The following is a 26627-nucleotide window of genomic DNA, read 5'->3' on the forward strand; positions in this document are numbered from 1 at the left end:
AACCATGCAGGCTGCCGAATCCTATTTCGTGGATTTTCGCGATGTCTGGCTCGCCTACAACGACGAGCTGCGCGCGCAGAACCACTTTGCGGTCGAAGCCATCGACCTGCAAATCCGCCAGGGCGAGTTCATTGCCATCGTCGGTCCGTCGGGCTGTGGCAAGTCCACCTTCATGAAGCTGGCCACGGGGCTGAAGATGCCATCGATGGGCAAAATCCTCATCGACGGCCAGCCCGTAACCGGGCCACTCAAAGTTTCGGGCATGGCGTTCCAGGCGCCCTCGCTGCTGCCCTGGCGCACCACAGTCAACAACGTGCTGCTACCACTGGAAATCGTGGAGCCCTACCGCAGCCACTTCAAGCAAAAGCGCAAGGAATACGAAGAGCGTGCCCGCAAGCTGCTGCAAAAGGTGGGGCTGGCGGGGTACGAGGACAAGTTCCCCTGGCAGCTGTCGGGTGGCATGCAGCAGCGCGCCAGCATCTGCCGCGCCCTCATCCACGAGCCCAAGATGCTGCTGCTGGACGAGCCCTTCGGCGCGCTGGACGCCTTCACGCGCGAGGAGCTGTGGTGCATCCTGCGCGACCTGCAGGCCGAGCAGAAGTTCAACGTCATCCTGGTCACGCACGACCTGCGCGAAAGTGCCTTTCTGGCCGACACGGTGTACGTGATGAGCAAGAGCCCCGGCCGCTTTGTGGTCAAGCGTGAGATTGACCTGCCCCGCCCCCGGGACCTGGAAGTGACCTACACCAAAGAGTTCACCGACATCGTGCACGAGCTGCGCGGCCACATTGGCGCCATGCGAAAAGCTGGCGCGCCCATCCAGCAATAAGGCCAGACCCCATGCACAAAAAAACCGTAGAACGCTGGTCCCCCTGGCTGCTGCTCGCGGCCACCATCTTGCTGTGGCAAATCATCTGCTCGGCCTTCAATGTGTCCGAGTTCATCTTCCCCAGCCCCTGGGCCATTGGCACGCAGCTGGTGGAGTTTGGTGGCGTCATCGCAGGCCATGCCTGGCGCACCTTTTGGGTCACCATGGCGGGGTTTGGTATCGCCATCGTCGTGGGGGTGCTGCTGGGCTTTGTGATTGGCAGCTCGCGCCTGGCCTATGCCGCCGTGTACCCGCTGATGACGGCCTTCAACGCCCTGCCCAAAGCGGCCTTCGTTCCCATCCTCGTGGTGTGGTTCGGCATTGGGGTGGGTCCCGCCATCCTCACGGCCTTTCTCATCAGCTTCTTCCCCATCATGGTCAACATCGCCACGGGCCTGGCCACGCTGGAGCCCGAGCTCGAAGACGTGCTGCGCGTGCTGGGCGCCAAGCGCTGGGATGTACTGACCAAGGTGGGCCTGCCCCGCTCACTGCCTTACTTCTATGGCTCACTCAAGGTCGCCATCACCCTGGCCTTTGTGGGCACCACGGTGAGCGAGATGACGGCCGCCAACGAAGGCATCGGCTACCTGCTCATCAGCGCGGGCTCGTCCATGCAAATGGGCCTGGCCTTTGCCGGGCTGATGGTGGTGGGCGCGATGGCGATGGCCATGTACGAGCTGTTCAGCTGGGTCGAGAAGCGCACCACAGGGTGGGCGCACCGAGGTTCCCAGGGCGAATGAGCCAGGCGCGGGGGGGCCGTCCGGTCGGCACTTCCCCGCATGCCCCCGCTCAGGGAAAAGACCGGCGCGAAGGAAAGTCTCCGTCCGACTCCCACAGCCCAGGCTGCGTGCGCGCACGCACGGCCCAGCCCTGCTTTGTTTGCATGTAGCGGCGGTAGCGGGTCGTGAAGTGCCCCTCCTGCGGCTCGCTGCGGACCGACAGCAATTGCTCCGCAGCGCCCACCCGCACCCTCTTCCATGCGGCCTTGCCGGTGTGGGCCAGCACGATGGGCTGCCACTGCCCCCTTGCAGCGCGGGCCTGTGCAGGCGCCAGTCGGTTGCCCATGACCTGGATTGGCCGGGTCAGCAAGCCGCTATAGCTGCCTGCAGGCGCCGTCAAGTCCACAGTGACCAGCACCGTGGGGACATGTGCACCGCGCAGCAAAGCGTGGTCTAGCCGGGCCAGAGGGGCCTCCAGCGTGACGCTGTCCACCAAGGCTCCGTCGCAACCCCGAAGCTGCAAAACGGCGGGGGCGCCAGGGGCTGGGTCGCCACTGGCCCACAGGCGGTCCAGCGCATAGGGTGTCAGCCTGTCATCAAGCATCAGCGCCACCGTCTGGCAGCCCACAGCCAGCCGATCCCCGGCAGACGCCAAAGAATGGGCGGCGACCAGCACAAGCGCCAGCCAAGGGGACTTCAACGTCATGATCAGGGCACCTCGATACCGGAAGAAACAACACCCTGGATGGCCGCGAACGCAGGCAGGTGCAAATCAAAATGAAGCGGCATTGTAGGCAGCCGCACCGCACCAGAAGCTGGGACACAGGCGCCAGGGCTGCCAAACAAGAAAGACTTTGGCGTCTGCCCGCGAACGCGAACCCACCCATCGCGCACGCCATGGCCCGCCACACTCCCCCATGCGCTTGACATAGCCAACACCTGGGCCAAACCCCAGCCGCTACACTCCCCGCCTCGAATGACAACAGGATCCTGCACATGCGGTTGGACGTTTTCTTGCGCCCACTGGCGCTGCTGATTTGCGCGGGCCTTGCTGCATGCGGCGGCACACAGCCCACCCAGCCTGTGGCGGCCGCACCGGCCACAGCCACCACGGCAGCGCCCACAGTGCCCCCCATCAAGGTCGGCATCGCTTTGGGTGGCGGCGCAGCCAAAGGCTTTGCACACATCGGCGTGATCAAGATGCTGGAGGCCAACGGCTTCGCGCCCGCTGTGGTCTCTGGCACCAGCGCAGGCAGCGTGGTCGGTGCGCTGTATGCCAGCGGCATGAACGCTTTTGAGATGCAGGAAAAAGCCGTGGCACTGGACGAGGCCAAAATCCGCGACCTGCAGTGGTCGTCCGGCGGCCTGCTGCAAGGCCAGAAGCTGGAAGACTATGTGAACGAACAAGTGCGCCGCAAACCTCTGGAGCAAATGACCAAGCCCTTCGTGGCCGTGGCCACGCGGCTCGAAGACGGCGAACGTACCGTGTTTGCACGCGGCAACACGGGCCAGGCCGTGCGCGCATCGAGCAGCGTGCCGGGCGTGTTCCAGCCCGTCACCATCGGCAAGTACCACTTTGTGGACGGCGGCATCGTAAGCCCCGTGCCGGTGGATGCTGCGCGCCAGTTGGGAGCCGATATCGTGATCGCCGTGGACATCTCCAACAAGGCCCGAGGCCAATCGCCCGGCGACATGCTGGGCACGCTGGGCCAGTCCATCGCCATCATGGGCCAAAAGCTCGGCCAGGCCGAACTGGCCCGCGCCGACGTCATCATCCGCCCCCAGGTGCTGGACATTGGCTCAGCCGATTTCAGCCAACGCGCCAATGCCATCCTGGAAGGTGAAAAGGCCGCCCTGGCCGTGATGCCCCAAATCCGCGAACGCATCGCCCAACTGCAAACCGACCGTGCCAACGCTGCGCGCACCGCCCAGCAAAAAGCAGCCGAAGCCCAGTACCAAGCCTGCCTTGAAAAACGCAGCAGCCTGCAAAAGCTGGCAGGCATGGCCCGGCTGGACGACTCCTGCTCGGCGCCGAAGTAAATCCGTCAGCGAGACGCAGGCCGCCGATGGCTATCGGCCTTCGTCCAGCTCCTGCCGCGTGGGCAAGCCATCGGCATCGCCAGGGAACTGCACCACGCGGGCGCCAATGGCATTGCCACGCGCAGCGGCTTGCGCCAGCGCCAGGCCTTCCAGCAGGCCACTGACCACGCCCACGGCAAAGCCGTCGCCCGCGCCCACGGTGTCCACCACGCGTTCCACGCGCAGGCCGGGGGCCATGCCACATGCGCCGCCTTGCTGCGCGTAGTACGCCCCCTCGGGGCCGAGTTTGACGACCACTTGCCTTGCGCCACGCTCCAGATAGAAGACAGCGATGTCTTCAGCCGTGTGTCGACCAGTGAGCTGGCGGCCTTCGGCCAGGCCAGGCAGCACGGTGTCGCTGAGCGCGGCCAGAGCGTTGATGCATTCGGCCATGGCCTCGGTTGAGGGCCACAGGCGCGGGCGCAGGTTGGGGTCAAACGAGATGGACGCACCGGCCGCACGGGCCTGTCTGGCGAGGTAAAAGGCCAGTTCGCGCGTGGTGGGCGACAGTGCGGGGGTAATGCCGGTAAGGTGCAGGTGGCGCGCGGGAAAGGTGTTGCCCTCATCCACGGGCGCATCGGCCACACTCAGGTGGCTGGCGGCCGAGCCCTTGCGGAAGTATTCGATCTGCGGGTCGCTGCCATCGTCGCTGCGGGTCTTGAGCATGAAGCCCGTGGGGTGGGAGGCGTCGGCCACCACGTAGCGCGTGTCAATGCCTTCATGGGCGAGCACGCCGCGCAGAAAGTTGCCGAACGAGTCCTGCCCCAGGCGCGTGATGTAACCGGTAGCAAGGCCCAGGCGGGCGAGGCCAGTGGCCACATTCAGCTCGGCCCCCGCAGGCACGCGGCGAAAGTCAGGCACCACATGCAGCTCGCCCGGCTGCAAGGCCATGAACAAAGCCATGGGCTCGCCGACGGTGAGCACGTCCAGGGCCTGGACGGTGGAGGTAGAGGTCTGTGCCGTGTTCATCACATCACCGCGCCCAGTTGCCAGGGCAGGAATTCGTTGTCACCCAGGCCATTGTCTTCGCTCTTGCTGCGCTGGCCCGAGGCCGTGGCCACCATGAGCTGCAGCAGCGCGGCGCCGGCCTCCTGGATGGTCTGGCGGCCATCCACAATGCCACCGCAGTCAAAGTCCATGTCCAGCGACATGCGCGTGAACATGGGCGTGTTGGAGGCCAGCTTGAGCGAGGGCGTGGGCTTGCAGCCGTAGGTGGAGCCGCGCCCGGTGGTAAAGCAGATCAGGTTGGCGCCGCCAGCCACCTGGCCGGTGGCCGAGACCGGGTCGTAGCCCGGCGTGTCCATAAACACCAGGCCGTGGGCACGCACGGGCTCGGCGTACTCCACCACGTCCATCAGCCCCGTGCTGCCCGCCTTGGCCACGGCACCCAGCGATTTTTCGAGGATGGTGGTGATGCCCCCGGCCTTGTTGCCGGGCGAAGGGTTGTTGTTGAGGTCGCCACCATGCAGGGCGGCATAACCCTCCCACCAGGCCAGGCGCTGGAGCAACTTGTCGGCCACGGCCGGCGACGCGGCGCGGTGCGTGAGCAGGTGCTCGGCGCCATAGATTTCGGGAGTCTCCGACAGGATGGCTGTGCCGCCCTGCTGCACCAGCAGGTCCACCGCCGCACCCAGCACCGGGTTGGCGCTGATGCCGGAGTAGCCATCCGAGCCACCACACTGCAGCCCCACGGTGAGGTGCTTCAGTGGCACCGGCTCGCGCCGCGCCTGGTTGGCCTGTGCCAGCATGCCCTGCAGCACGGCCTTGCCCTGGGCAATGGTCTCGCGCGTACCGCCTTCGTCCTGGATGGTCAGCGTAGCAAACATGCCCGGTGTGCGGGCGCTGAGTGTTTCCACCAGCGGGGCGATCTGGTTGACCTCGCAACCCAGGCCAATGACCAGCACGCCCGCAAAGTTGGGGTGGTTGGCATAGCCGCGCAGCGTGCGCTGCAGCAGCGCCAGCCCTTCGCCGTTGCCGCCCATGCCGCAGCCGCTGCCGTGGGTGATGGCAACCACGCCGTCCACGTTGGGGAAGGCGGCCAGTGCTTCATCCTTGAACGCATCAGCGATATGGCGGCACACGGTGGCCGAGCAGTTCACGCTGGCGATCACGCCCAGGTAGTTGCGCGTGGCCACGCGGCCATCGGGGCGCACATAGCCATCAAACGTGAGCGGCTGCGGCGCCACGGCCGTGGGCTGGTAACCAGCCCCGGCGGTGTGGGCGTGCTGGGATTCGGCCATGCCCACGTTGTGCACGTGCACATGGGCACCCATCGGAATGTCCACCGTGGCCACACCGATGTTCTGCCCGTACTTGAGCACAGGCGCGCCTTGCGCGATGGGCCGCAACGCCACCTTATGGCCTGAGGCAATGGCATCGCGCAGCACCAGGGTGTGCACGCCCACCTGCAGGGTGGCGCCGGCCTCCAGGGCCTGGCGTGCAACGGCCACGTTGTCGGCCGCACTCAACTGGAGGGCCGCTGGGGGAAGAGACTGCGTGGGGGTGTTCATGGTGAGAAGGACGGGTTGGGTGGCAATGCACCGCACAGCGGTGGCATCGCCAGCTCAAGGGAGGGTGGAGGCCATGGCCGCCTGCAGGCGCGGCTGGGCCAGATCGGGCGCATGCTCTGCCGCCAGCGCCAGGATGGGGCCAAAGCGGCGCTGCTTCTTTTGCGCATGGTTTTGCGCAATGTCGGCAATGCGGTGGTTCAGGAAGGGGTTCTCAAACCGCTCGCGCACGTCCACCAGATAGGCATCGGCCTGCGCCCGTGCGGCCAAGCCCAGGGCGCTGAACACGGGCAGGATCTCCTGCGTCCACAGCGCTTCCAGGGCAGCGCGCAGCGGTGCATCGGCCATAGCCTCTCGCACGGTTTCGTCGGCACGGCGGCCCTCTTGCAACCAGCGCTCAGCCAGAAACGTGTGGCCCGCATTGAGCAAAAAGAGCTTGAGGCGCTCGTAGAACGCCAGGTCGTCGGTCAACACGATGCAGGGGTGCTTGCACGGCAGCTGCAGCCGGTCCTGGCGCTCAACCACCCACACGGCATAGGGCTCGGCCACAGCGCCCACGGGCTCGATGGCCTCCGAGACGATGCGGTCCACCAGCGAGTTGGCCCACACGCAGTGCGCGCCCAGCCAGGCAAGGAAGGCCTCAGGTTGCCCCCATTGCCGCGCCAGGTCCACGACCACGTCGCGCAGCACCTCGCCATTGCGTTCAATCAGCTCACAGGGCAGCAGCGTCAGGGGCAACTGCGGCGCGGCACGCCAGCGCCCCTGCAGCAGCACCAGCAGCTTGGCCGGAAAGCTGTGGGGCGCAGGCCGGCCCTCGGCCAGCGCCCCAGCCGTGTCGCGCTCGTCCAGCAGATAGCCTTTGTCGGCGGTGTTGGATACCACCACGCGCACCTCGGTCGCCATGGCGGCGCGCAGCGCGGGCCAGTGGCGGGATGCCTGCCAGGCCTCGCGCACTGCCGTGCACTGCACGGTGTCATCAATGCGTTGGCCGCCCGACAGCCCCTGGATGCGCACCGGGTAGCCACGGCCCTGGGCCAGGGCGGCAATGCGTGCGGCACCGTCGGGCCGGTCCGTGGTCTGAACCACGGTGATGCCTCCCAGCGCATCGCTGGCACCGTGGCTGTGCGCCAGCGCCTGCGACACGAACAGGTCCACATGCGCCAGCAGAAAACGGCTGGTGCCAAACTGAAGAATCGGAAGAGCCATGTCTGTGCGCCCCGGGTTCAGACTTCCACGATGGCTTTGACCACGCGTTGCGCCGGGTCGAGCAACTGCGCAAAGTCGGCAGGCACCTGGGCCAGGGGCATGCGGTGCGTGTTGAGCGCGGCGGTGGGCACCTTGCCTTCGCGCATAGCAGCAATCACGGTCTCGAAGTCTTCGGTGGTTGCGTTTCGGCTGCCCAGCAGCGTGGTCTCGCGCTTGTGGAACTCGGGGTCGGAGAAGGTGATGGTGTCGCGCACGACCGAGATCAGCACGTAGGTGCCGCCATGGGCCACAAAGCCAAAGCCCCGCTCAATGGCCTTGCCGTTGCCCGTGGCGTCGAACACCATGTCAAAAAACTCGCCCTGGGTGGCGGCAGACAGCTGGTCCACATCGCCTTCGCCCAGCGCCACGGTGCCCGCCACGCCCAGCTCGCGCTGGCAAAAATCCAGGCGGTCCTGGCGGCCATCCAGCGCCGTGACAGTGGCCCCGCGCAGCCGCGCAAAAATCATCGCGGCCATGCCGATGGGCCCCGCTCCCACCACCAGCACACGCTGGCCAGGCTGGACGTTGCCCCTGCGCACCGCGTGCGCGCCGATGGCCAGAAACTCCACCATGGCGGCCTGGTCCAGCGTCACGCCCTCGGCCTTGTGCACGAAGGCTTCAGGCAGCGCCAGGTATTCGGTGAAAGCGCCGTCGCGGTGCACGCCCAGCACCTGGATGTTGACGCAGCAGTTGGTCTTTCCCTGCCTGCACGCCACGCACTGGCCGCAGGACAGGTAGGGCATGACGTACACCACATCTCCTACCGCCAGTCGCCCGCCGGGCGCAGCTTCTTCGACCACACCCGAGAGCTCGTGGCCCATCACCCGGGGGTAGTCCAGAAACGGCTGGTTGCCCGTGAAGATGTGCAGGTCGGTGCCACACACACCCACACGCTTGACACGGACCAGCACCTGGCCCTCCGCCCGCACGGGGCGCTCGCGTTGCTCGGCCTTGAGGGTGCCGGGGGTTTCACAGATGACGGTCAGCATGGTGGGTCCAGGAGTTGGTGAAGGAGAGGGGGGGGGGGTGAAATCAACGGGGCTTCAGCCGCCGTGGTACTTCTTGTAGATGGCTTGCAGCTTGCCGTTGGCCAGGTTCTTGGTGATCCAGTCGTTGACCCAGGCCTTGAGTGCAGGCTCGTCCTTGCGCATGCCGATGCCCAGGGGCACGGTGGACATCGTGAACTTGGTCACCAGGTCTTTTTGTGGCGACTTGGCCAGCACGGTGCTGACGATGGCGGGCGAGGTGGCGATGATGTCGGCCTGGCCGCTCACGGCCGCAGTGACCAGCGTGGCGTCGTCGTCATACCGCACCACCTGGGCATCCTTGGCTCCGGTGGTCACGACCTTGTCGTTGTTGGAGCCACGTGTGGTGGCCACGCGTTTGCCCTTGAGGTCGTCAAACCCGTTGATCTGCACGCCTTTGGGGCCCGCCACCACGGCCAGGATCTGTGCATAGGGCACCGAGAAGTCGATGACCTTCTCGCGCTCGGGTGTCACCGACAACGAGGCCACCACGATGTCGGCCTTGCCGGTCTGCAGGAAAGGGATACGGTTGGGGCTGGTGGTCTGCACGATCTCGATGGCCACACCCAGGTCCTGTGCCAGCAGGTGCGCGGTTTCCACATCGGAGCCCACGGGCTTCATGGCGCTGTCCACAAAGCCGTAGGGCGGCGATCCGGTATCGAGTGCGATGCGGATCTTCTTGGCATCGCGGATGTCCTTGAGCAGGTCGGCATGGGCCGCGCCCGCGCCAAAGGCCAACAAGGCAGCAGCGGCAATCAGGCCGCGAACGAGAGTGGAACGCTGTGTCATGGTGTGTCTCCGTTGTGGTTATGGGGAATTCAAAAAAGGAACGTCAGGTGATGCGGTGAACAAGCCGCCTCACAGGCCGTTGCCCACAAAGTCACGCAGCTCGGTGGTGGCAGGGGCGTCTAGGATGGAGGCCGGACCGTGCTCCCATACGCGGCCCTTGTGCATGAAGATGACCTCATCGGCCACCTTGCGGGCAAAGGCCATTTCGTGCGTAACGAGGATCATGGTCATGCCGCCTTCCGCGAGTTTCTCCATCACGCGCAGCACTTCGCCGGTCAGTTGGGGGTCCAGCGCCGAGGTCACTTCGTCAAACAGCATGAGCTGGGGCTGCATGGCCAGCGAGCGCGCTATGGCCACGCGCTGCTGCTGCCCGCCGGACAGTTGTGAGGGGTAGCACTCGGCCTTTTCAGCCAGACCGACCTGGGCGAGCACAGCCAGGGCGCGCTCCTTGGCTTCGGACTTGGCTGCTTTTTGCACCAGGCGGGGCGCCAGCATGATGTTCTGCAGCACCGTGAGATGGGGAAAAAGGTTGTAGCTCTGGAACACAATGCCCACGTCGCGGCGCAGCTGGTGCAGGTCCAGCCCGGGCGACGTAACCTCATGGCCACACACGCGGATGCGGCCCTGGTCCACGGTTTCCAGGCGGTCGATGCAGCGCAGTGCCGTGCTTTTTCCCGAACCGCTCTGGCCGATGATGGCCACCACCGCGCCTTTGTTGACGGTGAAGGACACCCCCTCCAGCACGCGGGTGCTGCCGAAGCACTTGGAGATGTTCTCGATCTCAACGATGGGCGACATGGAAGCTCCTCTCAAGGCGACGGCTCAGCACCGACAGCGGGTAACACAGGGCGAAATACAGCATCGCCACGATCACGAAAATGACAAACGGCTCGAAGGTCGAGTTGTTGATGATTTGCCCGGCCCGGGCCAATTCGACAAACCCGATGGCCGATGCCAGCGAGGTGTTCTTGACGATCTGCACCATGAAACCCACGGTGGGGGGCGTGGCGATCTTCACGGCCTGGGGCAAGATGACATGGATGACCCGCTGGTGCCAGCGCAGCGCCAAGCACTCAGCCGCCTCGGCCTGGGTGCGGGGCACAGACTCGATACACCCGCGCCAGATTTCGCCCAGGTAGGCCGAGACATAAATCGACAGCCCCAGCGCCGCAGCGCCCAGCGGCGGAACATTGAGGCCCAGCACAGGCAACCCAAAGTAAGCCAGAGGCAGCAGCACCAGCAGCGGTGTACCCTGAATCAGCTTGACGTAAAGCGACACGCCCAGGCGCGACCAGCGCGGCCCGTAAGACGTGCCCAGCGCCACGGCAAAGCCGAGCAAACCGCCGCCCACAAAGGCCAGCAGAGACAAACCGATGGTCCACAACAGGCCATCAAAGAGAAATTGCAGGTGCGCAAGTGTGAGAAATCCCATGGCATGGCCTCCGGGTTACAAAGGCGTGCCAAGGCGGCGACGGCGGGGAAAGGCCCACCGGGCCAGCAGCCAGAAGATGCCCCGCATGACCAGCGACATCGCCAGGTAAGCCACCGCCACGATGAGGTACGTCTCGACCGAACGGAACGTGTCTGACTGGATGCGGTTGGCCACGGCGGTCAACTCTTCAGCCGAGATCTGCGAGCTGATCGAAGAGGCCAGCATCAGCAGCACGTACTGACTTGTCAGTGCGGGGTACACACGCTCCACCGCAGGGGGCAGCACCACATTGCGCAGCATCTGCCAGCGGGTCAGCCCCAGGCATTCGGCAGCCTCCAACTGGCTTTTGGGAATGGACTCGATACCCGCCCGCACGATCTCGCTGGTGTAGGCCCCCACATTGACCACCAGCGCCACCGTGGCCGCCGTGAAGGCCCCCACCGCAAAGCCCATGGACGAGAGCCCGAAATAGACGATAAAAATCTGCACCAGCAGCGGGGTGTTGCGGATGACCTCGATGTAGACACCCGCGATGCGGGCCAGCCATTTGACACGACCCGTGGTGGCCAGAGCGCAAAACACCCCGACGAGGAAGCCAAAGAAGGTCGCTGCCAGCGATAGCGACAACGTGGTCCATGCGCCTGCCAGCAGGTCTGGCCAATAAGCCAGCGGACCGGAAAAGTCGAAGGAGTATTTCAAGGTGGTAACTGCGCCAGGCGGGGCACCTGTTGTTGTTGCGCATTTTGGTAAGGCCAATTTAAACTCAACACTCAAATTGGCCTTACCGGGTTAACCCCAATCCACGACAAAAGCTCGCAAAAGACAATGCAACTTACAGGGAGAAACTCCTTTTTTAAAGCGATTCACACTCCACAATACTTTCCACCACCTTATTTTGGCCTGACCAAGATATCTGACCAATTACCCCATTGACTTTCCATCGCACGTTTGCATGACCGACCTCTCCAAAGCCACAGACCCCACGCGGCGCCTGTACCAGCTGATCGCCGACAAGGTGCGCGCCCTCATCCAGCAAGGCGACTACAAGGAGGGCAGCCGCCTGCCGCCTGAACGCGACCTGGCGCAGCAATTGGGGGTATCACGCCCCTCGCTGCGCGAGGCGCTGATTGCACTGGAGATTGAGGGCAGCGTGGAGATCCGCATGGGCTCGGGCGTGTATGTGTGCAGCCGCGCGCTGCGCCGCAACCCCATGCCCCCCTCAATGGGAGAGAGCCCGGCAGAACTGATGCAGGCGCGGGGGGCACTGGAGGGTGCCGTGATCGTGCTGGCCTGCGTCAATGCCACCCCCAAGGACTGGCGCGGATCGCAGAGAGCGTCGAGGCCATGCGCGCAGACATCGCCGCCGGGCGCGACGTGCTGGAACACGACCGTGAATTCCATGTGCGCATTGCCGAGATGAGTGGCAACTCGGTGCTTTTGAGCCTGGTGGGTACGCTTTTTGACGAACGCCGGGGCCCCTTGGCGAGCCACATGCGCAACCGGCTCGAGGGCCAGCCCACCTGGCACGCCGCGCTGGCCGAACACGAACTCATCCTGCGCTGCCTACAGTCACGCGACCCACTGGCCGCCGAATCGGCCATCCGCTCCCATATCCGCGCAGCCGCCGACCGCTGGGTGACGCCGTAGCCACCGGCCGGAGGCGGCTCACGGTCTTCTCAATAATCGAAGGGGGCATACAAGAGGCACCCCGAGCCGGCGTCTGAAGCACATGCTTGGAGTACAGTCAGCCGTCGCTCCAGACCGTCACCGTCCCCTGTGTCCACCCCCATGTCGTCCCCCTTCTCCGCCGTCAAACCCAGCCTCAAACTGGCCGACCAAGTCGCCAGCACGCTGGAGACCGAAATCCGCGCGGGCCGCATCCAGGCGTCTGAGAAGCTGCCCACCGAGGCAGCGCTAGCGCAGCAGTTCCAGGTCAGCCGCACCGTGGTGCGCGAGGCCATCTCTCGGCTCAAATCGCTGGGGCTGGTGGACTCACGCCAGGGCAGTGGCGTGTATGTGCAGGCCCCGGGCATTGAGCCCCTGCACTTTGAGTTGCCCCATGCCGCATCGCGCGAGGCGGTCATGCAAATCGTGGAGGTACGCCGCGCCCTGGAATCCGAGGTGGCCGAGCTGGCCGCCCAGCGCCGCAGCGATGCCGATGTGCAGGCCATTCGCACCGCCATGCAACGCATCAGCGATGCCGTGCAGGCCGGGCGTGACGGGGCCGAGGAGGATGTGGAGTTTCACCGGGCGATTGCGCGGGCGGCGGGCAACCCGTTTCTCATCAGCACGCTGGACTACCTGGCCCGCTTTCTTCAAGGCGCCACACGCGTCACCCGCGCCAATGAGGCCCGGCGCAGCGACTTTGCCCAGGCCGTGACGCAGGAGCACGAGCAGATCGTGCGCGCGATTGAAGCTGGTGACGCCGCCGCAGCCCGGCATGCCGCCACCGACCACATGCGCAACGCGCTGCGCCGCATTGAGCAAGCCGACCCCGCCTTCTGGGCGCAGGACGGTGCACGCCTGGCACAACCCCTGGTGGTGGACACAGCCCCCTCGCAGCGCGACTGAAGGGCCCCACGCCGAGCGCGTGCAACCACAAGCCGTTGCGTCAACGTAGGCGCACCACACCCACCGAAATCAGAGCACCTTCAGGGTTAACCCGTAACAAACTGCCACGTTAAATTTGTATGATGACCATATAAACACACCAACTTGAGCAGCGCCGCGTGTGCTCGCTCAGCCATCCCGGAGATATCTCGTTCATGTCCACCCTCGCACTTCTCGGCATCGGCGCCGGCAGCATTGCACTGCTCCTGTTGCTCATCATCCGCTGGCAAGTCCACGCCTTCGTGGCGATGATGCTTGTGAGCTTTCTGGTGGCGTTTGCCACGCAGATGCCCATTGGCGACATCATCAGCACGCTGATTGCGGGCATGGGCGGCACGCTGGGTTCGGTCGCCATCCTGGTGGCGCTGGGCTCCATGCTGGGGCGCATGATCGAGGTCTCTGGCGGTGCGGCCAGCCTGGCCAACCGCTTCACGCAGCTTCTGGGCCCCACACGGGTGCCCATGGCCCTCACGGCCGCAGCGCTGGTCCTGGCCATCCCGGTGTTTTTTGACGTGGGCTTCATCATCCTGGTGCCCATCGTCTACGGCTTTTGCAAGGCAGCGGGCGTCAACCCCATCAAGTTCGGCCTGCCCGTAGCGGGCATCATGCTGGCCGCACATGTGGTGGTGCCACCGCACCCTGGCATCGTGGGCGGCGCGGCCATCGTCAAGGGCGACATTGGCTGGATCACCATCATTGGCCTGGCCATCTGCATCCCGCTGGCGGCGCTGTCGCAGTATGTGTCGGGCTGGCTCAATCGCAAGGGCTACCCCTTGTTGCCCACCACGGCCGAGCAGTTTGCAGCCTTTGGCAACAGCGAAGACAGCCAAACCACCCAGGCGGGCAAAGCCCCTGGCGTGGGCACCATCATGGCGCTGATCGTGATCCCCCTGGCACTCATCATGGCGGGCACCACCGGCGCCACGCTGCTGCCCAAGGGCGACAACCTGCGCAACGTGCTGGGCTTCATCGGCTCGCCCATCTTTGCACTGATGGTGGCCGTGGGCCTGGCCATGTTCCTGCTGGGCCGCAACCAGGGCTGGAACCGCGAGCGCACCAACGCCATCATGGAATCCGCCCTGCCCCCTGCTGCCACGGTGATCCTGGTGACGGGCGCAGGCGGCGTGTTTGCCAAGGTGCTCACCGCCAGCGGCATTGGCACGGCGCTGTCGCAAAGCCTCACGGCCACCCACCTGCCGCTCATCCTGCTGGCGTTCATCATCTCGCTGGCGCTGCGTGCCGCCCAGGGTTCTGCCACCGTGGCCATCATCACCACCTGCGGCCTGCTGGCCGATGCGATGGCAGGTGGCGGGTATTCCCCCTTGCAAGTGGCGCTGCTCACGGTTGCCATCGGCTTTGGCAGCCTCGGGCTGTCGCACGTCAACGATTCGGGCTTCTGGATCGTGACCCGATACCTGGGCCTGAGCGTGGGCGATGGCCTGCGCACCTGGACCGTGCTGACCACCGTGCTGGGCTTGGCGGGTTTTGCGCTCACGGCTTTGCTTTGGGTGCTGGTGGCCTGAACGCCCCCTTTTTGAATTTCTTTGAAGGACTGACAACATGACAAAACCCACCGTCGGCATCATCGGCCTGGGCGCCATGGGCGCTGGCATTGCCAAGACCCTGCGCAACAACGGTTTCACCATCCACGTGTGCGACGTGCGCCCCGGCGTAGCCGATGCCTTTGTGGCAGACGGTGGCACAGCCCACGCCACCACCGCGTCGCTGGCAGCGGCGAGTGATGTGGTGGTGTCGGTGGTGGTCAACGCGGCGCAGACCGAGAGCGTGCTGTTCGGCGACGAGGGCCAAGGCGGCGCAGCAGCGGCCATGCGCCCCGGCAGCACCTTTGTGATGTGCTCCACCGTGGACCCCAACTGGTCTGTGGCACTGGAAGCCCGTCTCAACGCCCTGGGCCTGCACTATGTGGACGCCCCCATCTCCGGCGGCGCAGCCAAGGCCGCATCGGGCCAGATGACCATGATGACCTCGGCCAAGCCCGAGGCCTATGCCGCAGCCAACGCCGTGCTCGATGGCATGGCCGGCAAGGTGTACCGCCTGGGGGACAAGGCGGGCGCGGGCAGCAAGGTCAAGATCATCAACCAACTGCTGGCTGGTGTGCACATTGCCGTGGCCGCCGAAGCCATGGCCCTGGGCCTGCGCGAAGGCGTGGAAGCCAGCGCCTTGTATGAAGTGATCACGAACAGCGCAGGCAACAGCTGGATGTTTGAAAACCGCATGGCCCATGTGCTGGCGGGCGACTACACGCCGCTGTCGGCCGTCGATATTTTCGTGAAGGACCTCGGCCTGGTGCTGGACACCGCACGCGCCAGCAAATTTCCCCTGCCACTGGCCGCCACCGCGCACCAGATGTTCATGCAGGCATCGACCGCAGGCTTTGCCAAGGAAGATGACAGTGCCGTGATCAAGATCTTCCCTGGCATCACGTTGCCAAATAGCGAAGGTCCAGGGAAGGACAAGGCATGACACACGCACGTGCACTGCTGGGCTGCATTGCCGACGACTTCACCGGCGCGACCGACCTGGCCAACAACTTGGTGCGCGCCGGCATGCGCGTGGTGCAGGCCATGGGCGTGCCCACGGCACCTTTGGATACCGAGGCCGATGCCATCGTGGTTGCGCTCAAGTCGCGCACCATTCCCAAGGGCGATGCCATCGCCCAGTCACTGGCTGCGCTGCAATGGCTGAAAGCGCAAGGTGCCGAGCAGATCTACTTCAAATACTGCTCCACCTTTGACAGCACGGCCGAAGGCAACATCGGACCCGTGACCGATGCACTGATGCAGGCCCTGGGCACCGACTTCACCATCGCCACGGCCGCCTTCCCCGACAACAAGCGCACCGTGTTCAAGGGCTACCTGTTTGTGGGCGACGTGTTGCTGAACGAGAGCGGCATGCAGAACCACCCGCTCACGCCCATGACCGACCCCAACCTGGTGCGCGTGCTGCAGGCGCAAACACCCAGCCGCGTGGGCCTGATCGACCACAGCGTGGTCGCACAGGGCGAGGCAGCTATCCGCGCACGCATCGATCAACTGAAGGCCGAGGGCGTGCGCATGGCCGTGGTCGATGCGGTGTCGAACGCCGACCTGCTGCGCCTGGGCCCTGCGCTCAAGGGCATGCCGCTGGTGACAGCCGGCTCTGGCGTGGCCATTGGCCTGCCGGGCAACTTTGGCGTGGCCCCCAGCAACGAGGCCGCCCGCCTGCCCGCTGCACAAGGGCTTCAGGCCATCGTTTCGGGCAGCTGCTCGGTGGCGACCAACCAGCAGGTGATGGATTTCATCAAGGCAGGCCAACCCGCCCTCGCCATCGACCCGCTGCGCATTGCTGCAGGGGTGGACGTGGCCGCCGAAGCTCTGGCCTGGGCCGAAGGCCACATCGGCCAAGGCCCGGTGCTGGTGTATTCCACCGCCGAGCCCTCGGCCGTGCGTGCCATTCAGGGCAAGCTGGGTTCTGAAAAGGCCGGAGCCATGGTGGAAGAAACCATTGCTGCCATTGCACGCGGCCTGGTGCAGCGCGGTGTGCGCCAGCTCATCGTGGCGGGCGGCGAAACCTCCGGTGCCTGCGTGCAGGCCCTGGGCATCACGCAAATGCGCATTGGCGCGCAGATTGACCCCGGCGTGCCGTGGTGCCATGCCGTGGCGCCCGACGCCAAGGACGGGCTGCACATCACGCTGAAGTCGGGCAATTTCGGTAGCACCGACTTCTTCACCAAGGCTTTTGCACAATTGCTGGCATGACCGCTACCCCCGCCTTCATGGATGAGCCCCAAGCCCGCGACGAAATATGCCGCGTGGGCCGCAGCCTGTTTGAGCGGGGCTATGTGCACGCCACCGCCGGCAACATCAGCGTGCGCCTGGCCGACGGCTACCTCATCACCCCCACCGATGCCTGCCTGGGCACGCTGCAGCCCGAGCGGCTGGCGCGCCTGGACGCACAGGGCCAGCAGGTGGCGGGCGACCGGGCCAGCAAGACCATTGCGCTGCACCGGCAGATTTACGAGGCGTCGGCATCGACAGCAGCCCCCGCGCGCTGCGTGATCCACACGCACAGCACGCACCTGGTGGGCTGCTCGCTGCAAGCCGACACCGCTGCAGGTGGGCAACTGGCGCCCGATGCGCAATTGCTGCCCCCCATCACGCCCTACTTTGTCATGAAGGTGGGCCGCGTGCCGCACATCCCTTACCACCGCCCTGGTGATGCCGCCGCAGCAGCGCTGGTGGAGCAGACCATCACCCGCTATGCAGCCCAGGGCAGCCCTGTGCGCGCCGTGATGCTGGCGCGCCTGGGGCCCAACGTGTGGCACGACACGCCCGCCGCCGCCATGGCCGTGCTGGAAGAGCTAGAGGAAACCGCACGCCTGTGGATGCTGTGCCAGCCCCGCCCCACGCCGCTGACCGAGCCCCAGATCGAGGAGCTACGCCAGAGCTTTGGCGCCCACTGGTAACGGGCGGGCTGTGCCCATGGCGCGGTGATGAAAGAACACACACAAGGAGACAAACCATGACCCTTTCTTTCTGGCGCAAAGCCTTCGCCCCCATGCTGCTGGGTGTGCTGGCCACAGGCGGTGCATCGGCTGCGGACTACCCCGACCCCAAGCACGGCGAGTGGGTCGTCAAGGATTTCCGCTTCCACACCGGCCAGACCTTGCCCGAACTCAAGCTGGCCTACTCCACCGTGGGCGAGCCCACAGGCGAGCCGGTGCTGGTGCTGCATGGCACCAATGGCTCGGCAGAGAGCATGCTCACGTCCGGCTTTGCAGGCACGCTGTTTGGCCCCGGCCAGCCGCTGGATGCGCGCAAGTACTTCATCATCCTGCCGGACGCCATCGGCACCGGCCGCTCCAGCAAGCCATCGGACGGCCTGCGCGCCGCCTTTCCAGCCTACAACTACGACGACATGGTGCAGGCTCAGTACCGCCTGCTGACAGAGCACCTGGGCGTGCGCCATGTGCGAGCCATCATCGGCAACTCCATGGGCGGCATGCACACCTGGGTGTGGGCCCAGCGCCACCCCGATTTCATGGACGTTGCCGTGCCCATGGCCTCGCTGCCCGCCGCCATGTCGGGCCGCAACTGGATGATGCGCCGCCTGCTGGTCGATGCCATCCGCAACGACCCCGAATGGCAGGGCGGCAACTACACCCGCCAGCCCCGCAGCCTGCAGTTTGCGTCGGTGTTTTTTGGCACGGGCACGAACGGGGGCAATCAAGGCTTGCAAAAGCTGGCCCCCAACCGCGCTGCGGCCGATGCGCTGGTGGAGCAACGCCTCAAGGCCCCTTTCCGTGGCGATGCCAACGACCACATCTACCAGTGGGAAGCCTCGCGCGACTACGGCCCCGAGCCCGGGCTGGAACGCATCACCGCGCGCGTGCTGGCCATCAACTCGGCAGACGATGAGCGCAACCCACCCGAGCTGGGTGTGCTGGACAAAGCCATCGCCCGCATCCCGCACGCCCAGGCCTACGTGATCCCTGCCAGCGCCGACACCCTCGGCCACAGCACGGTGGGCCTGGCGCGCTTTTACCAAGACCGGCTGGCGCAGGTGCTCACCAGTGCACCGCGCCGCTGACCGCTTTTTTCTCAGGAATCTTTCATGCCCCGCTTCGCTGCCAATCTGTCCATGCTCTACAACGACGTGGACTTTCTCGACCGTTTTGCCGCCGCTGCCCGCGATGGCTTCCAGGCGGTGGAGTACCTGTTTCCCTACGCCTACTCTGCGCAAGAACTGGCCGCGCGCCTGCAAGCCAACGGCCTGCAGCAAGTGCTGTTCAACGCCCCGCCCGGCAACTGGGACGCGGGCGAGCGTGGGCTGGCCTGCCTGCCGGGGCGCGAGGCCGAGTTCCGCGAAGGCATTGCCAAGGCGGTTGAATACGCCCAGGCGCTGCAGTGCCCCCGCATCCACGTGATGGCCGGGCTGGTGCCCCAGGGTGCAGACGCAGCCACCGTGCGCGCCACCTACATCGCCAACGTGCGCTACGCCGCCGCGCAGGCTGCGCCCCACGGCATCCAGATCCTGCTGGAGCCCATCAATGGCCGCGACATGCCCGGCTTCTTCCTGAGCCGCCAGGACCAGGCCCACACGCTGATCGCCGAGATCGGCGCCGCCAACGTGAAGGTGCAGATGGACCTGTACCACTGCCAGATCGTGGAAGGCGACCTGGCCATGAAGGTGCGCCAGTACCTGCCCACCGGCAACGTCGGCCACTTCCAGATTGCCGGTGTGCCCGAGCGCCACGAACCCGATGTGGGCGAGATCAATTACACCTACCTGTTCAAGCTGCTGGACAGCCTGGGCTACGACGGCTGGATTGGCTGCGAATACCGCCCCGCGCGCGGCGCAGCAGCCCACGCCACCAGCGACGGGCTGGGCTGGCTCAAGCCCTGGCTGTAAGGCCTGAGATACCCGTTGGCTTGCAGGGTATGGAATATGCTTACTAGATAAAACGGGCTGCTGCGCTTGTCAATCAAGCGCAAGCAGCTATATTTTTGATAGTAAACAGACATCCAACATGCCCTGGCACGCGCGCCTGCAACTGAACTACACCCTCGAAAACGCCCGGACCGTGGCGCGGTTTGAGCACCACGGGCCGCTGCGCATTCTGCAAAGCCTGTACCCCGAAGGCGACAGCGTTTGCCACAACGTGCTGGTGCACCCGCCGGGCGGTTTGGTGGGCGGCGACACGCTGGAGATTGCCGCCACCGTGGGCACGGGGGCGCACGGGCTGGTCACCACACCGGGGGCCACGCGGTTTTACCGATCGGCTGGCGAGCTGGCGCTGCAGCGCACCCACCTCACCCTGGCTGAGAACGCGCGCCTGGAATGGCTGCCGCTGGAGGCGCTTTGCTACAACGCCTGCCACGCCCGCAACCACCTGACACTGTCTCTGGCGGCAGGCGCCGAATGCATGGGCTGGGACGTCACCGCACTGGGCCTGCCCCACGCCAACCAGCCCTTTGAAATGGGCGATTTCGAACAGCACATCGAAGTGCCCGGCGTGTGGCTGGAGCGCGGCACCATCAACGCAGCAGACCACCAGCTGCTGTACAGCCCCCTGGGCCTGGCCGGGCAGCGCTGTCTGGGCAGTTTGTTCTTTGTCACAGGCACGCCCCTGGACAGAGCCCGGCGCGATACCGCGCTGGATGCCGCCCGGGCTGTGGTGGATGCGCACTCGCTCAAGGCCACGGCGGGCGCCACCAGCCCCAACCCGCAGGTGGTGGTGTTGCGCGTGCTGGCGCCCCAGGTGGAGCCTGCCATGCAGTTGCTCAAGCAAGTGCGCAGCGCCTGGCGCAAAGCCCTGTGGCAGCTCGATGCCGTGCCACCCCGCATCTGGGCGATGTAGCCGATTGGCTACATTCATCAGCCAAAAATAGGCCTCTAGCGCTTTCATACAAAGCGCAATCAGCTATCAAATAAATAGCAAAACGCGCACCGAATGCAGCCCCTGGATGACCCCAGATGGGGCACCAACAAGGGGCCAAGGCAACGCGCCATGAGCGCACCGCACCCTGCCTCGCCCGACGGCAACCCTGCCCGCGATCGACAACGCCTGCCCCCTCCTCTCACTGGGTGACTCGGGTTTCTACGTGTATTCAAGAATTTAGTTAGTAAATATAACTATTTCTTGATGCGCAACAAGCACCACCATCAGGGCGATATGCCCCACCCACGCCACTGCCCGCCCCCTGCGGCGGCTGGTGCGCACGCCCCTGCAGCGCAACGCCCACAAGACGGCGCGCAGCATGGGCTCCATCCCCAGCGTCCATTCAGAAAGAACATCACCATGCAGAGACAAACCTCATTCCTTCCCCGTCACACCACCGACGCCCGTCAAGCCCGACGCCAGGCGCTGCGCTCCCGCGCATCGTGGGCGCGTGCTGTTGGCATGGCCACTTTGGCCACGGCTTCGTTGGCCGCGCAAGCCCAAAGCACCGGCACCTCCAGCGTCACCCTCTACGGGATCGTGGACGCCTCGGTGGGTCGATTCAACGGCTCAGCGGCTGGCATCAATGCGCAAAACACTGCCGTAAGCAAAGTGGAGAGCGGCAGCATGTCCACCAGCCGCTGGGGCCTGCGGGGCAATGAGGACCTGGGTGGCGGCTTGTCAGCGAGCTTCGAGATGTCGTCTTTTGTGCGCAACGACACTGGCGCCGTGGGCCGCAACGATGCCATTGGCGCCCCCGTCAATGTGGCGGCAGACCCCTTCTTCTCGCGCATGGCCTGGGTGGCGTTGGCCCACAAGGACCTGGGGCGCCTGCGCCTGGGCAACGTCACCACGCTGATGTTCGCCAACAGCATCGGCTCGAACGCCTTTGGCGACGGCACCATCTTCGGCCCGCTGAACCTGGTGACTTTTGTGGGCAGCCCCCTCACCGGCGGCACGGCCTGGACCAACTCGGTGGTGTACGACAGCCCCAACATCGCAGGCTTCACCGGCGCTGCGGCCTACGCTGCATCAGAAGCCCAGGGCGGCGGCAACCGGGCCCTGCGGATGGCCTATGCCAACGGCCCCCTGGCCACCTCGCTAGCCTGGCAAAGCGTGAAGAAAAACCCGCTGACGTTTGCCGACGGCACGTCGCCCAACAACACCCGCTCGTGGCAATGGGCGGGCTCCTACGACTTCAAGGCCGTCAAGCTGTGGGCGCACCTGGGCCGCATTGAAAACAAGGGCACCGAAGCCACCCCTCTGGATGTGTCCTACAAAGTGTGGGACCTGAGCGCCACGGTGCCTGTGGGCGCAGGCAACATCCTGGCTGGCTACGCATCACGCCGCACCAGCGACGCCGTGGGCCCCGTGCCCGCTACTGCAGCTGGCGGCAATGTGCAGCGCAAGGTGTTTACCGTGGGCTATGACTACTGGTTGTCCAAGCGCACTGACCTGTACGCCATGGTCATGCGCGACAGCACCCGCACCAACACCGTGGGCAGCGGCTTGCTCAACGCCAGTGGCACCAGCTTTGCGGTAGGCATGCGGCACGCGTTCTGAGTGCGGCGGCACCGCTGGTGGGCGGTGCCTGCCTGACTTGTAAGTGATCCAAGGTTGGGGCGTCTGCGGGCGCCCCTTTTTTATCCTGCGGCCGTCAACGGTTGGCCACAGCCGAGGCAGGCGCCAACTTGGTGGCCAGCAAGCTGGCCGTGTAGCGCAGCCGGTCAATGTCTGCCCCGGCGTGCACACCCCGGCTGAAGCAGCACAACGTGCCATACACCGCGCCACCGGCAAGGCGCACTGGCGTGCTCAAGTGGGTGCCGATGGGAAATCCGGGATCCGGGGCTTTGCCAGATGCCACATAGGGCTTCGCATCCTGCATCACCTCCGGCAATCGCCCTTCCACCACCCGCTGGCACCAGCTTTCCTCTACAGGGTCAGACATGCCCGGCTCCAGCAGTGAGCAGTCGGGGGCGCTGTCCACGGCCTTAATGATGCGGCGGCCATCGGTGATCTGCGAGACGAACGCCACATCCATGCCCAAGCGGGTGCGCAGCAACTGCAACACCTGCGGCACTGCGGCCGGGAGGTCCGGATCCGCAGAGTCGCTAGTGGCCACCAGCAGTTCAGAAATAGTGACGTCAAGATCGTCGGGGTTGTAGTCCAGAAACATGCAAAACAGTCTAAGCGAGGGCCCCGGCTGAGGGCCGTAAGCCATCGTCGAAACCGTACACGGGCGGGGGAGAAGGCGGACACCAAGTGCATAGCCCGGACCATCCCCCCACCGAACAGGGCAGCTTCAGGCTGCAGTCGCTGCGGGAACCTTCAACAGCCCATCGGCTTTGAACATGGCCCGTATGCCACGCACCGCCTGGCGGATGCGGGCCTCGTTCTCGATGAGGGCGAAGCGCACGTACTCGTCACCCTGGTCGCCGAACCCGATGCCCGGCGACACGCACACCTTGGCCTTGTCCAGCAGTTGCCGCGCAAACTCCAGCGAGCCCAGCGCACGGTAAGGCTCAGGGATGCGGGCCCAGATGTACATACTGGCCTTGGGGCAATCCACAGCCCAGCCGGATTCGGTGAGCCCCTTGTAGAGCACGTCACGGCGGCGCTGGTACTGGGCGGCAATCTCTTTCACGCACTGCTGGTCTCCCTCCAGCGCGGCGATGGCTGCCACCTGCAAAGGCGTGAAGGTGCCGTAGTCGTGGTAGCTCTTGATGCGCGCGAGCGCGGCCACCAGATCAGGATTGCCGACCATGAAACCCACGCGCCAGCCGGCCATGTTGTAGCTTTTGGAGAGGGTGAAGAACTCCACCGCCACGTCCTTGGCTCCGGGCACTTCCATGATGCTGGGGGCGCGGTAGCCGTCGTAGACGATGTCGGCGTACGCCAGGTCGTGCACCACCAGGATGTCGTGCTTCTTGGCCAGGGCGATCACGCGCTCGAAGAAACTTAGCTCCACGCACTGCGCGGTGGGGTTGCTGGGAAAGCCAAAGATCATCATCTTGGGCTTGGGGTAGCTGCCGCGAATGGCCTTTTCCAGCTCGGCAAAAAAGTCCACATCCGGTGCCACGGGCACGCTGCGGATGTCGGCCCCGGCAATCACCGCGCCGTAGATGTGGATGGGATAGCTCGGGTCGGGCACCAGCACGGTGTCGCCCCGGTCCAGCGTCGCCAGCATGAGGTGGGCCAGGCCCTCCTTGGAGCCGATGGTGACGATGGCCTCGGTGTCGGGGTTGATGTCCACCGCGTAGCGGTCTTTGTACCAGTGGCTGATGGCGCGGCGCAGGCGCGGGATGCCCTTGCTGGCGCTGTAGCCGTGGGTGTCGGGCCGCTGGGCCACTTCGGTGAGCTTGGCGACGATGTGCGGTGGCGTGGCCCCATCGGGGTTGCCCATGCTCATGTCGATGATGTCTTCGCCCCGGCGGCGGGCGGCGAGTTTGAGCTCGGCCGTGATGTTGAAGACGTAAGGAGGGAGGCGATCAATGCGCGCAAAGCGGCGCTTGCCTTGAGAAGCAGACATGCTGGTGAACTTTCACGTAAGCGCCCGGAACCGTCCGAGCGACGTGGCCAACAATGGGGTTGGCCCGTGTTCACTGTAACGCGCAACCTGGTGGTCGCGCTCGTCCACCGCAGGGATGTCGCAACGCTGCTACGCCCAATGCCCTCAGGCTATGGCGCGTGGGGCACGCCGCTCACTCGCCATAGCCCACGCAAAGATCCCAACGCCGCCCAGGCCCAGCACCACGCCCACCCAGCCGGTGGACGTCCAGCCCATGTCTGCCGCGATGGACACGCCGCCAAGCCAGGCACCCAGCGCATTGGCTGCATTGAAGGCCGAGTGGTTGAGTGCAGCGGCCAAGGTCTGCGCGTCGCCAGCCACATCCATCAGGCGGATCTGCAATGCAGGGCCAATAGCGACCACCGTGCCCAAGAAGAAGGTGGCCAGCGCCGCGCTGATGGGGTGGTGCGCGGCAGGCACGAAGAGCGCCATGACCACGATGGACCACAGCAGCACCTTGCCGATGGCGGGCATCAACGCCTTGTCGGCCATGCGCGAGCCGACAATGTTGCCCGCCACCATGCCCAGGCCGAACAGCGAGAGCACGAAGGGCATCAACGCCGGTGGCATGCCCGCCACCTCCAGCAGCGTGGGCTTGATGTAGCTGAACACCGCAAACATGCCACCAAAGCCAATGGCGCCAATGCCCAGCGTGAACCACACCTGCTTGCGCGCCAGCGCGCCCAACTCGCGCAGCGGGCTGGCGCCGTGCGATGCGGGCATGTTGGGCACCCACAGGCGCACCATGGCGACGGCGGCCAACGCAATCAAACCAACGAAGACAAACGCGGCGCGCCAACCAAACACCTCACCCAGCGCCGCAGCGATGGGCACGCCCACCAGCGTTGCGGTGGTGAGCCCTAGCATGACCCAGCCCACGGCCCGCGCACGGCGCCCTGGGGGCGCCAGGGCCGCGGCCACCAACGCGGCCACGCCAAAGTAGGTGCCATGGGGCAGGCCGGTGAACAAGCGCATGGCGCTGAGCGATGCGTAACCGGGCGCCAGGGCCGATGCGAAGTTGCCCAAGGCGTACACCGCCATCAATGCCATCAGCAACGCCCGCCGCCCCCAGTGGGCACACAGCACCGCCAGCACTGGTGCACCCACCACCACACCCAGCGCGTAAGCGCTGATCACGTGGCCCGCCTGCGGGATGCTGACACCGATGTCGCGCGCCACCTCAGGCAGCAGACCCATGATGACGAACTCACCCGTGCCAATGGAGAAGCCCCCTACCCCCAGGGCCAGCACGGCACGCACCAGGGTGCGGTCATCGGTCGGGGTGGATGCGAGAGACGTTGAGGGCAAAGGCGCGGTCATGGCAAGGGCAACAGCAAAGGAAGGTGGCCCCGAAAGACAGCGGGGCAACACGGGCAACAGACGGGGTTGGGAGCGGGAAAGAGCGCGAAAAAGAAACAGAGTTACGGGGGTAAACCCGTTTTTTGTAACCATAGCACGCCATCCACAGACTTGCTGGGACAGGGGAATGCGTCGCATGGGTGACGGGCAGGCCGGGCAACACGGTCCGTCCATGTCACCATGGCAGCCCCAAAGCCCAGCCCCTTTTGGAAGGACTGCGAATGACGAAAGCCCCCAGCACAGCCGACACCCTTGCCGACACCGTACAGGTGCTGGCTTTCGACATCTTTGGCACGGTGGTGGATTGGCACGGCAGCATCGTGCGCGAGATGCAGACACAGCACCCAAGCGTGGACGGCGATGCCTTTGCTCGGGCCTTGCGCGCTGGCTACCAGCCGGCCATGGCCCGGGTGATGGCGGGTGAGCAAGGCTGGACGCTGATCGACGACCTGCACCGGGGCATCCTGGAAGAGATTCTTCCGCGCTTTGGTCTGGCGCACCTGTCCGAAGCCGAGCGGCACCACCTCAACCGGGTGTGGCACCGCCTGGATGCCTGGGCCGACAGTGTGGAAGGCCTGCAGCGGCTCAAGACCCGGTTCACCATCACCACACTCTCCAACGGCAATATCGGCCTGCTGACCAACATGGCCAAACGCGCAGGCCTGCCGTGGGATTGCGTGTTGAGTGCGGAGGTCTTCAAAGCCTACAAGCCCGCGCCTGCCACCTACCTGGGGGTGGCCAAGGTGTTTGACCTTGCCCCGCAACAGGTGGCGCTGGTGGCGGCCCACCATGACGATTTGGCCGCAGCGCGTGCTTGCGGCTTGCGTACGGTCTACATCGAGCGGCCCCTGGAGTTTGGTGCCCAGCACATCAAAGACGTGACACCGCAGCCCGGCAACGACCTGCATTGCGCCAATCTGGTTGCCTTGGCACAGGCGCTGGGCTGCTAGGGCCCCTCTGCTCGCATCACGGCGCCGCGTGCATC

Annotated in this window: 27 protein-coding genes; 15 read left to right on the plus strand and 12 right to left on the minus strand. The window is 65.4% G+C overall.

Annotated elements, in window-relative coordinates; translation table 11 throughout:
- Nucleotides 1-4: 4 nt before the first annotated feature.
- The gene (locus EAG14_RS14025; RefSeq protein ID WP_099740654.1) at nt 5-829 is read left to right on the plus strand and encodes an ABC transporter ATP-binding protein; all 825 of its coding nucleotides are present in this window, start codon (nt 5-7) and stop codon (nt 827-829) included.
- An 11-nt stretch (nt 830-840) separates the two neighbouring features.
- The gene (locus EAG14_RS14030) at nt 841-1608 is read left to right on the plus strand and encodes an ABC transporter permease (RefSeq protein ID WP_099654872.1); all 768 of its coding nucleotides are present in this window, start codon (nt 841-843) and stop codon (nt 1606-1608) included.
- 49 nt (nt 1609-1657) lie between these two features.
- On the opposite strand, the gene EAG14_RS14035 is transcribed toward EAG14_RS14030, so the two are convergent.
- Nucleotides 1658-2293 (minus strand): hypothetical protein, encoded by a 636-nt coding sequence (locus EAG14_RS14035; protein ID WP_121729245.1) that lies wholly within the window; start codon nt 2291-2293, stop codon nt 1658-1660.
- 290 nt (nt 2294-2583) lie between these two features.
- Here EAG14_RS14035 and EAG14_RS14040 point away from each other — a divergent pair, with 290 nt between their 5' ends.
- A complete protein-coding gene (locus EAG14_RS14040) occupies nt 2584-3627 on the plus strand; it encodes a patatin-like phospholipase family protein (RefSeq protein ID WP_121729246.1) in 1044 nt (347 codons plus the stop codon).
- Between the two features lie 30 nt (nt 3628-3657).
- Here the strand turns inward: EAG14_RS14040 and EAG14_RS14045 are convergent, their stop codons facing one another.
- From EAG14_RS14045 to EAG14_RS14080, 8 genes are all read right to left on the minus strand, one after another.
- Nucleotides 3658-4635, minus strand: a complete 978-nt coding sequence (locus EAG14_RS14045) for a sugar kinase (RefSeq protein ID WP_121729247.1) — start codon at nt 4633-4635, stop codon at nt 3658-3660.
- Nucleotides 4635-6176: a UxaA family hydrolase gene (locus tag EAG14_RS14050; RefSeq protein ID WP_121729248.1), complete on the minus strand. Its 1542-nt coding sequence runs from the start codon at nt 6174-6176 to the stop codon at nt 4635-4637. Before EAG14_RS14050 ends, EAG14_RS14045 begins: the two co-directional genes overlap by 1 nt.
- Nucleotides 6177-6230: 54 nt before the next feature.
- A complete protein-coding gene (locus EAG14_RS14055) occupies nt 6231-7379 on the minus strand; it encodes a mannitol dehydrogenase family protein (protein ID WP_121729249.1) in 1149 nt (382 codons plus the stop codon).
- 17 nt (nt 7380-7396) lie between these two features.
- Complete coding sequence (locus tag EAG14_RS14060; RefSeq protein WP_121729250.1) at nt 7397-8407, minus strand: zinc-binding alcohol dehydrogenase family protein; 1011 nt, start codon at nt 8405-8407, stop codon at nt 7397-7399.
- Between the two features lie 54 nt (nt 8408-8461).
- Nucleotides 8462-9232: a transporter substrate-binding domain-containing protein gene (locus tag EAG14_RS14065; protein WP_121729251.1), complete on the minus strand. Its 771-nt coding sequence runs from the start codon at nt 9230-9232 to the stop codon at nt 8462-8464.
- A gap of 69 nt (nt 9233-9301) precedes the next feature.
- A complete protein-coding gene (locus EAG14_RS14070; protein WP_121729252.1) occupies nt 9302-10030 on the minus strand; it encodes an amino acid ABC transporter ATP-binding protein in 729 nt (242 codons plus the stop codon).
- Entirely contained in the window at nt 10014-10664 is a 651-nt protein-coding gene (locus tag EAG14_RS14075) for an amino acid ABC transporter permease (RefSeq protein WP_121729253.1), read from the minus strand. Before EAG14_RS14075 ends, EAG14_RS14070 begins: the two co-directional genes overlap by 17 nt.
- 15 nt (nt 10665-10679) lie before the next feature.
- Nucleotides 10680-11363 carry an amino acid ABC transporter permease gene (locus tag EAG14_RS14080; protein ID WP_121729254.1) on the minus strand — a complete coding sequence of 228 codons (684 nt, stop codon included), beginning with the start codon at nt 11361-11363 and terminating at the stop codon, nt 10680-10682.
- Between the two features lie 253 nt (nt 11364-11616).
- On the opposite strand from EAG14_RS14080, the gene EAG14_RS14085 reads away from it, so the two are divergent.
- The 11 genes from EAG14_RS14085 (at nt 11617) to EAG14_RS14130 (ending at nt 22278) form a co-directional block, all read left to right on the plus strand.
- A complete protein-coding gene (locus EAG14_RS14085; RefSeq protein WP_371414351.1) occupies nt 11617-12084 on the plus strand; it encodes a FadR/GntR family transcriptional regulator in 468 nt (155 codons plus the stop codon).
- Complete coding sequence (locus tag EAG14_RS23770; RefSeq protein WP_371414352.1) at nt 12009-12311, plus strand: FadR/GntR family transcriptional regulator; 303 nt, start codon at nt 12009-12011, stop codon at nt 12309-12311. The genes EAG14_RS14085 and EAG14_RS23770 overlap by 76 nt, the downstream gene beginning before the upstream one ends.
- Nucleotides 12312-12452: 141 nt before the next feature.
- Nucleotides 12453-13235 carry a FadR/GntR family transcriptional regulator gene (locus EAG14_RS14090; protein ID WP_121729255.1) on the plus strand — a complete coding sequence of 261 codons (783 nt, stop codon included), beginning with the start codon at nt 12453-12455 and terminating at the stop codon, nt 13233-13235.
- Nucleotides 13236-13429: 194 nt separating this feature from the next.
- On the plus strand, nt 13430-14797 hold the full coding sequence (locus tag EAG14_RS14095) for a GntP family transporter (protein WP_121729256.1): 1368 nt from the start codon (nt 13430-13432) through the stop codon (nt 14795-14797).
- A 37-nt stretch (nt 14798-14834) separates the two neighbouring features.
- On the plus strand, nt 14835-15758 hold the full coding sequence (gene ltnD / locus EAG14_RS14100) for an L-threonate dehydrogenase (protein ID WP_121729257.1): 924 nt from the start codon (nt 14835-14837) through the stop codon (nt 15756-15758).
- Nucleotides 15755-17032, plus strand: a complete 1278-nt coding sequence (otnK, locus tag EAG14_RS14105) for a 3-oxo-tetronate kinase (protein ID WP_121729258.1) — start codon at nt 15755-15757, stop codon at nt 17030-17032. The genes ltnD and otnK overlap by 4 nt, the downstream gene beginning before the upstream one ends.
- A 17-nt stretch (nt 17033-17049) precedes the next feature.
- Nucleotides 17050-17739 (plus strand): aldolase, encoded by a 690-nt coding sequence (locus EAG14_RS14110; protein ID WP_121730482.1) that lies wholly within the window; start codon nt 17050-17052, stop codon nt 17737-17739.
- 56 nt (nt 17740-17795) lie between these two features.
- Complete coding sequence (locus EAG14_RS14115; protein WP_205603400.1) at nt 17796-18863, plus strand: alpha/beta fold hydrolase; 1068 nt, start codon at nt 17796-17798, stop codon at nt 18861-18863.
- A gap of 24 nt (nt 18864-18887) precedes the next feature.
- Nucleotides 18888-19685 carry a 2-oxo-tetronate isomerase gene (gene otnI, locus EAG14_RS14120; RefSeq protein WP_121729260.1) on the plus strand — a complete coding sequence of 266 codons (798 nt, stop codon included), beginning with the start codon at nt 18888-18890 and terminating at the stop codon, nt 19683-19685.
- 118 nt (nt 19686-19803) lie between these two features.
- Nucleotides 19804-20634: an urease accessory protein UreD gene (locus EAG14_RS14125; protein ID WP_121729261.1), complete on the plus strand. Its 831-nt coding sequence runs from the start codon at nt 19804-19806 to the stop codon at nt 20632-20634.
- Nucleotides 20635-21075: 441 nt separating this feature from the next.
- The gene (locus EAG14_RS14130) at nt 21076-22278 is read left to right on the plus strand and encodes a porin (protein WP_240456790.1); all 1203 of its coding nucleotides are present in this window, start codon (nt 21076-21078) and stop codon (nt 22276-22278) included.
- Between the two features lie 94 nt (nt 22279-22372).
- On the opposite strand, the gene EAG14_RS14135 is transcribed toward EAG14_RS14130, so the two are convergent.
- The 3 genes from EAG14_RS14135 to EAG14_RS14145 all read right to left on the minus strand — a co-directional run bounded on the left by EAG14_RS14135 (nt 22373) and on the right by EAG14_RS14145 (nt 25603).
- Nucleotides 22373-22891, minus strand: a complete 519-nt coding sequence (locus tag EAG14_RS14135) for a GAF domain-containing protein (protein WP_099740642.1) — start codon at nt 22889-22891, stop codon at nt 22373-22375.
- Between the two features lie 126 nt (nt 22892-23017).
- The gene (gene alaC, locus EAG14_RS14140; protein ID WP_099740641.1) at nt 23018-24244 is read right to left on the minus strand and encodes an alanine transaminase; all 1227 of its coding nucleotides are present in this window, start codon (nt 24242-24244) and stop codon (nt 23018-23020) included.
- 144 nt (nt 24245-24388) lie between these two features.
- On the minus strand, nt 24389-25603 hold the full coding sequence (locus EAG14_RS14145) for an MFS transporter (protein WP_121729263.1): 1215 nt from the start codon (nt 25601-25603) through the stop codon (nt 24389-24391).
- 260 nt (nt 25604-25863) lie between these two features.
- Between EAG14_RS14145 and EAG14_RS14150 the strand changes: the two genes are divergently transcribed.
- Nucleotides 25864-26592: a haloacid dehalogenase type II gene (locus EAG14_RS14150; RefSeq protein ID WP_121729264.1), complete on the plus strand. Its 729-nt coding sequence runs from the start codon at nt 25864-25866 to the stop codon at nt 26590-26592.
- Nucleotides 26593-26627 lie beyond the last annotated feature (35 nt).

It is taken from the genome of Acidovorax sp. 1608163 (assembly GCF_003669015.1).
Classification (GTDB): domain Bacteria; phylum Pseudomonadota; class Gammaproteobacteria; order Burkholderiales; family Burkholderiaceae_C; genus Acidovorax.

Coding starts and splice junctions, on each gene's coding strand:
- otnI (WP_121729260.1), top strand. CDS start 18,888: ATGCCCCGCTTCGCTGCCAATCTGTCCATGCTCTACAACGACGTGGAC.
- otnK (WP_121729258.1), top strand. CDS start 15,755: ATGACACACGCACGTGCACTGCTGGGCTGCATTGCCGACGACTTCACC.
- EAG14_RS14070 (WP_121729252.1), bottom strand. CDS start 10,030: ATGTCGCCCATCGTTGAGATCGAGAACATCTCCAAGTGCTTCGGCAGC.
- EAG14_RS14150 (WP_121729264.1), top strand. CDS start 25,864: ATGACGAAAGCCCCCAGCACAGCCGACACCCTTGCCGACACCGTACAG.
- EAG14_RS14125 (WP_121729261.1), top strand. CDS start 19,804: ATGCCCTGGCACGCGCGCCTGCAACTGAACTACACCCTCGAAAACGCC.
- alaC (WP_099740641.1), bottom strand. CDS start 24,244: ATGTCTGCTTCTCAAGGCAAGCGCCGCTTTGCGCGCATTGATCGCCTC.
- EAG14_RS14040 (WP_121729246.1), top strand. CDS start 2,584: ATGCGGTTGGACGTTTTCTTGCGCCCACTGGCGCTGCTGATTTGCGCG.
- ltnD (WP_121729257.1), top strand. CDS start 14,835: ATGACAAAACCCACCGTCGGCATCATCGGCCTGGGCGCCATGGGCGCT.
- EAG14_RS14135 (WP_099740642.1), bottom strand. CDS start 22,891: ATGTTTCTGGACTACAACCCCGACGATCTTGACGTCACTATTTCTGAA.
- EAG14_RS14050 (WP_121729248.1), bottom strand. CDS start 6,176: ATGAACACCCCCACGCAGTCTCTTCCCCCAGCGGCCCTCCAGTTGAGT.
- EAG14_RS14075 (WP_121729253.1), bottom strand. CDS start 10,664: ATGGGATTTCTCACACTTGCGCACCTGCAATTTCTCTTTGATGGCCTG.
- EAG14_RS14110 (WP_121730482.1), top strand. CDS start 17,050: ATGGATGAGCCCCAAGCCCGCGACGAAATATGCCGCGTGGGCCGCAGC.
- EAG14_RS14115 (WP_205603400.1), top strand. CDS start 17,796: ATGACCCTTTCTTTCTGGCGCAAAGCCTTCGCCCCCATGCTGCTGGGT.
- EAG14_RS14045 (WP_121729247.1), bottom strand. CDS start 4,635: ATGAACACGGCACAGACCTCTACCTCCACCGTCCAGGCCCTGGACGTG.
- EAG14_RS14065 (WP_121729251.1), bottom strand. CDS start 9,232: ATGACACAGCGTTCCACTCTCGTTCGCGGCCTGATTGCCGCTGCTGCC.
- EAG14_RS14130 (WP_240456790.1), top strand. CDS start 21,076: ATGCAGAGACAAACCTCATTCCTTCCCCGTCACACCACCGACGCCCGT.
- EAG14_RS14025 (WP_099740654.1), top strand. CDS start 5: ATGCAGGCTGCCGAATCCTATTTCGTGGATTTTCGCGATGTCTGGCTC.
- EAG14_RS14085 (WP_371414351.1), top strand. CDS start 11,617: ATGACCGACCTCTCCAAAGCCACAGACCCCACGCGGCGCCTGTACCAG.
- EAG14_RS14095 (WP_121729256.1), top strand. CDS start 13,430: ATGTCCACCCTCGCACTTCTCGGCATCGGCGCCGGCAGCATTGCACTG.
- EAG14_RS14055 (WP_121729249.1), bottom strand. CDS start 7,379: ATGGCTCTTCCGATTCTTCAGTTTGGCACCAGCCGTTTTCTGCTGGCG.
- EAG14_RS14035 (WP_121729245.1), bottom strand. CDS start 2,293: ATGACGTTGAAGTCCCCTTGGCTGGCGCTTGTGCTGGTCGCCGCCCAT.
- EAG14_RS14030 (WP_099654872.1), top strand. CDS start 841: ATGCACAAAAAAACCGTAGAACGCTGGTCCCCCTGGCTGCTGCTCGCG.
- EAG14_RS14145 (WP_121729263.1), bottom strand. CDS start 25,603: ATGACCGCGCCTTTGCCCTCAACGTCTCTCGCATCCACCCCGACCGAT.
- EAG14_RS23770 (WP_371414352.1), top strand. CDS start 12,009: ATGCGCGCAGACATCGCCGCCGGGCGCGACGTGCTGGAACACGACCGT.
- EAG14_RS14060 (WP_121729250.1), bottom strand. CDS start 8,407: ATGCTGACCGTCATCTGTGAAACCCCCGGCACCCTCAAGGCCGAGCAA.
- EAG14_RS14090 (WP_121729255.1), top strand. CDS start 12,453: ATGTCGTCCCCCTTCTCCGCCGTCAAACCCAGCCTCAAACTGGCCGAC.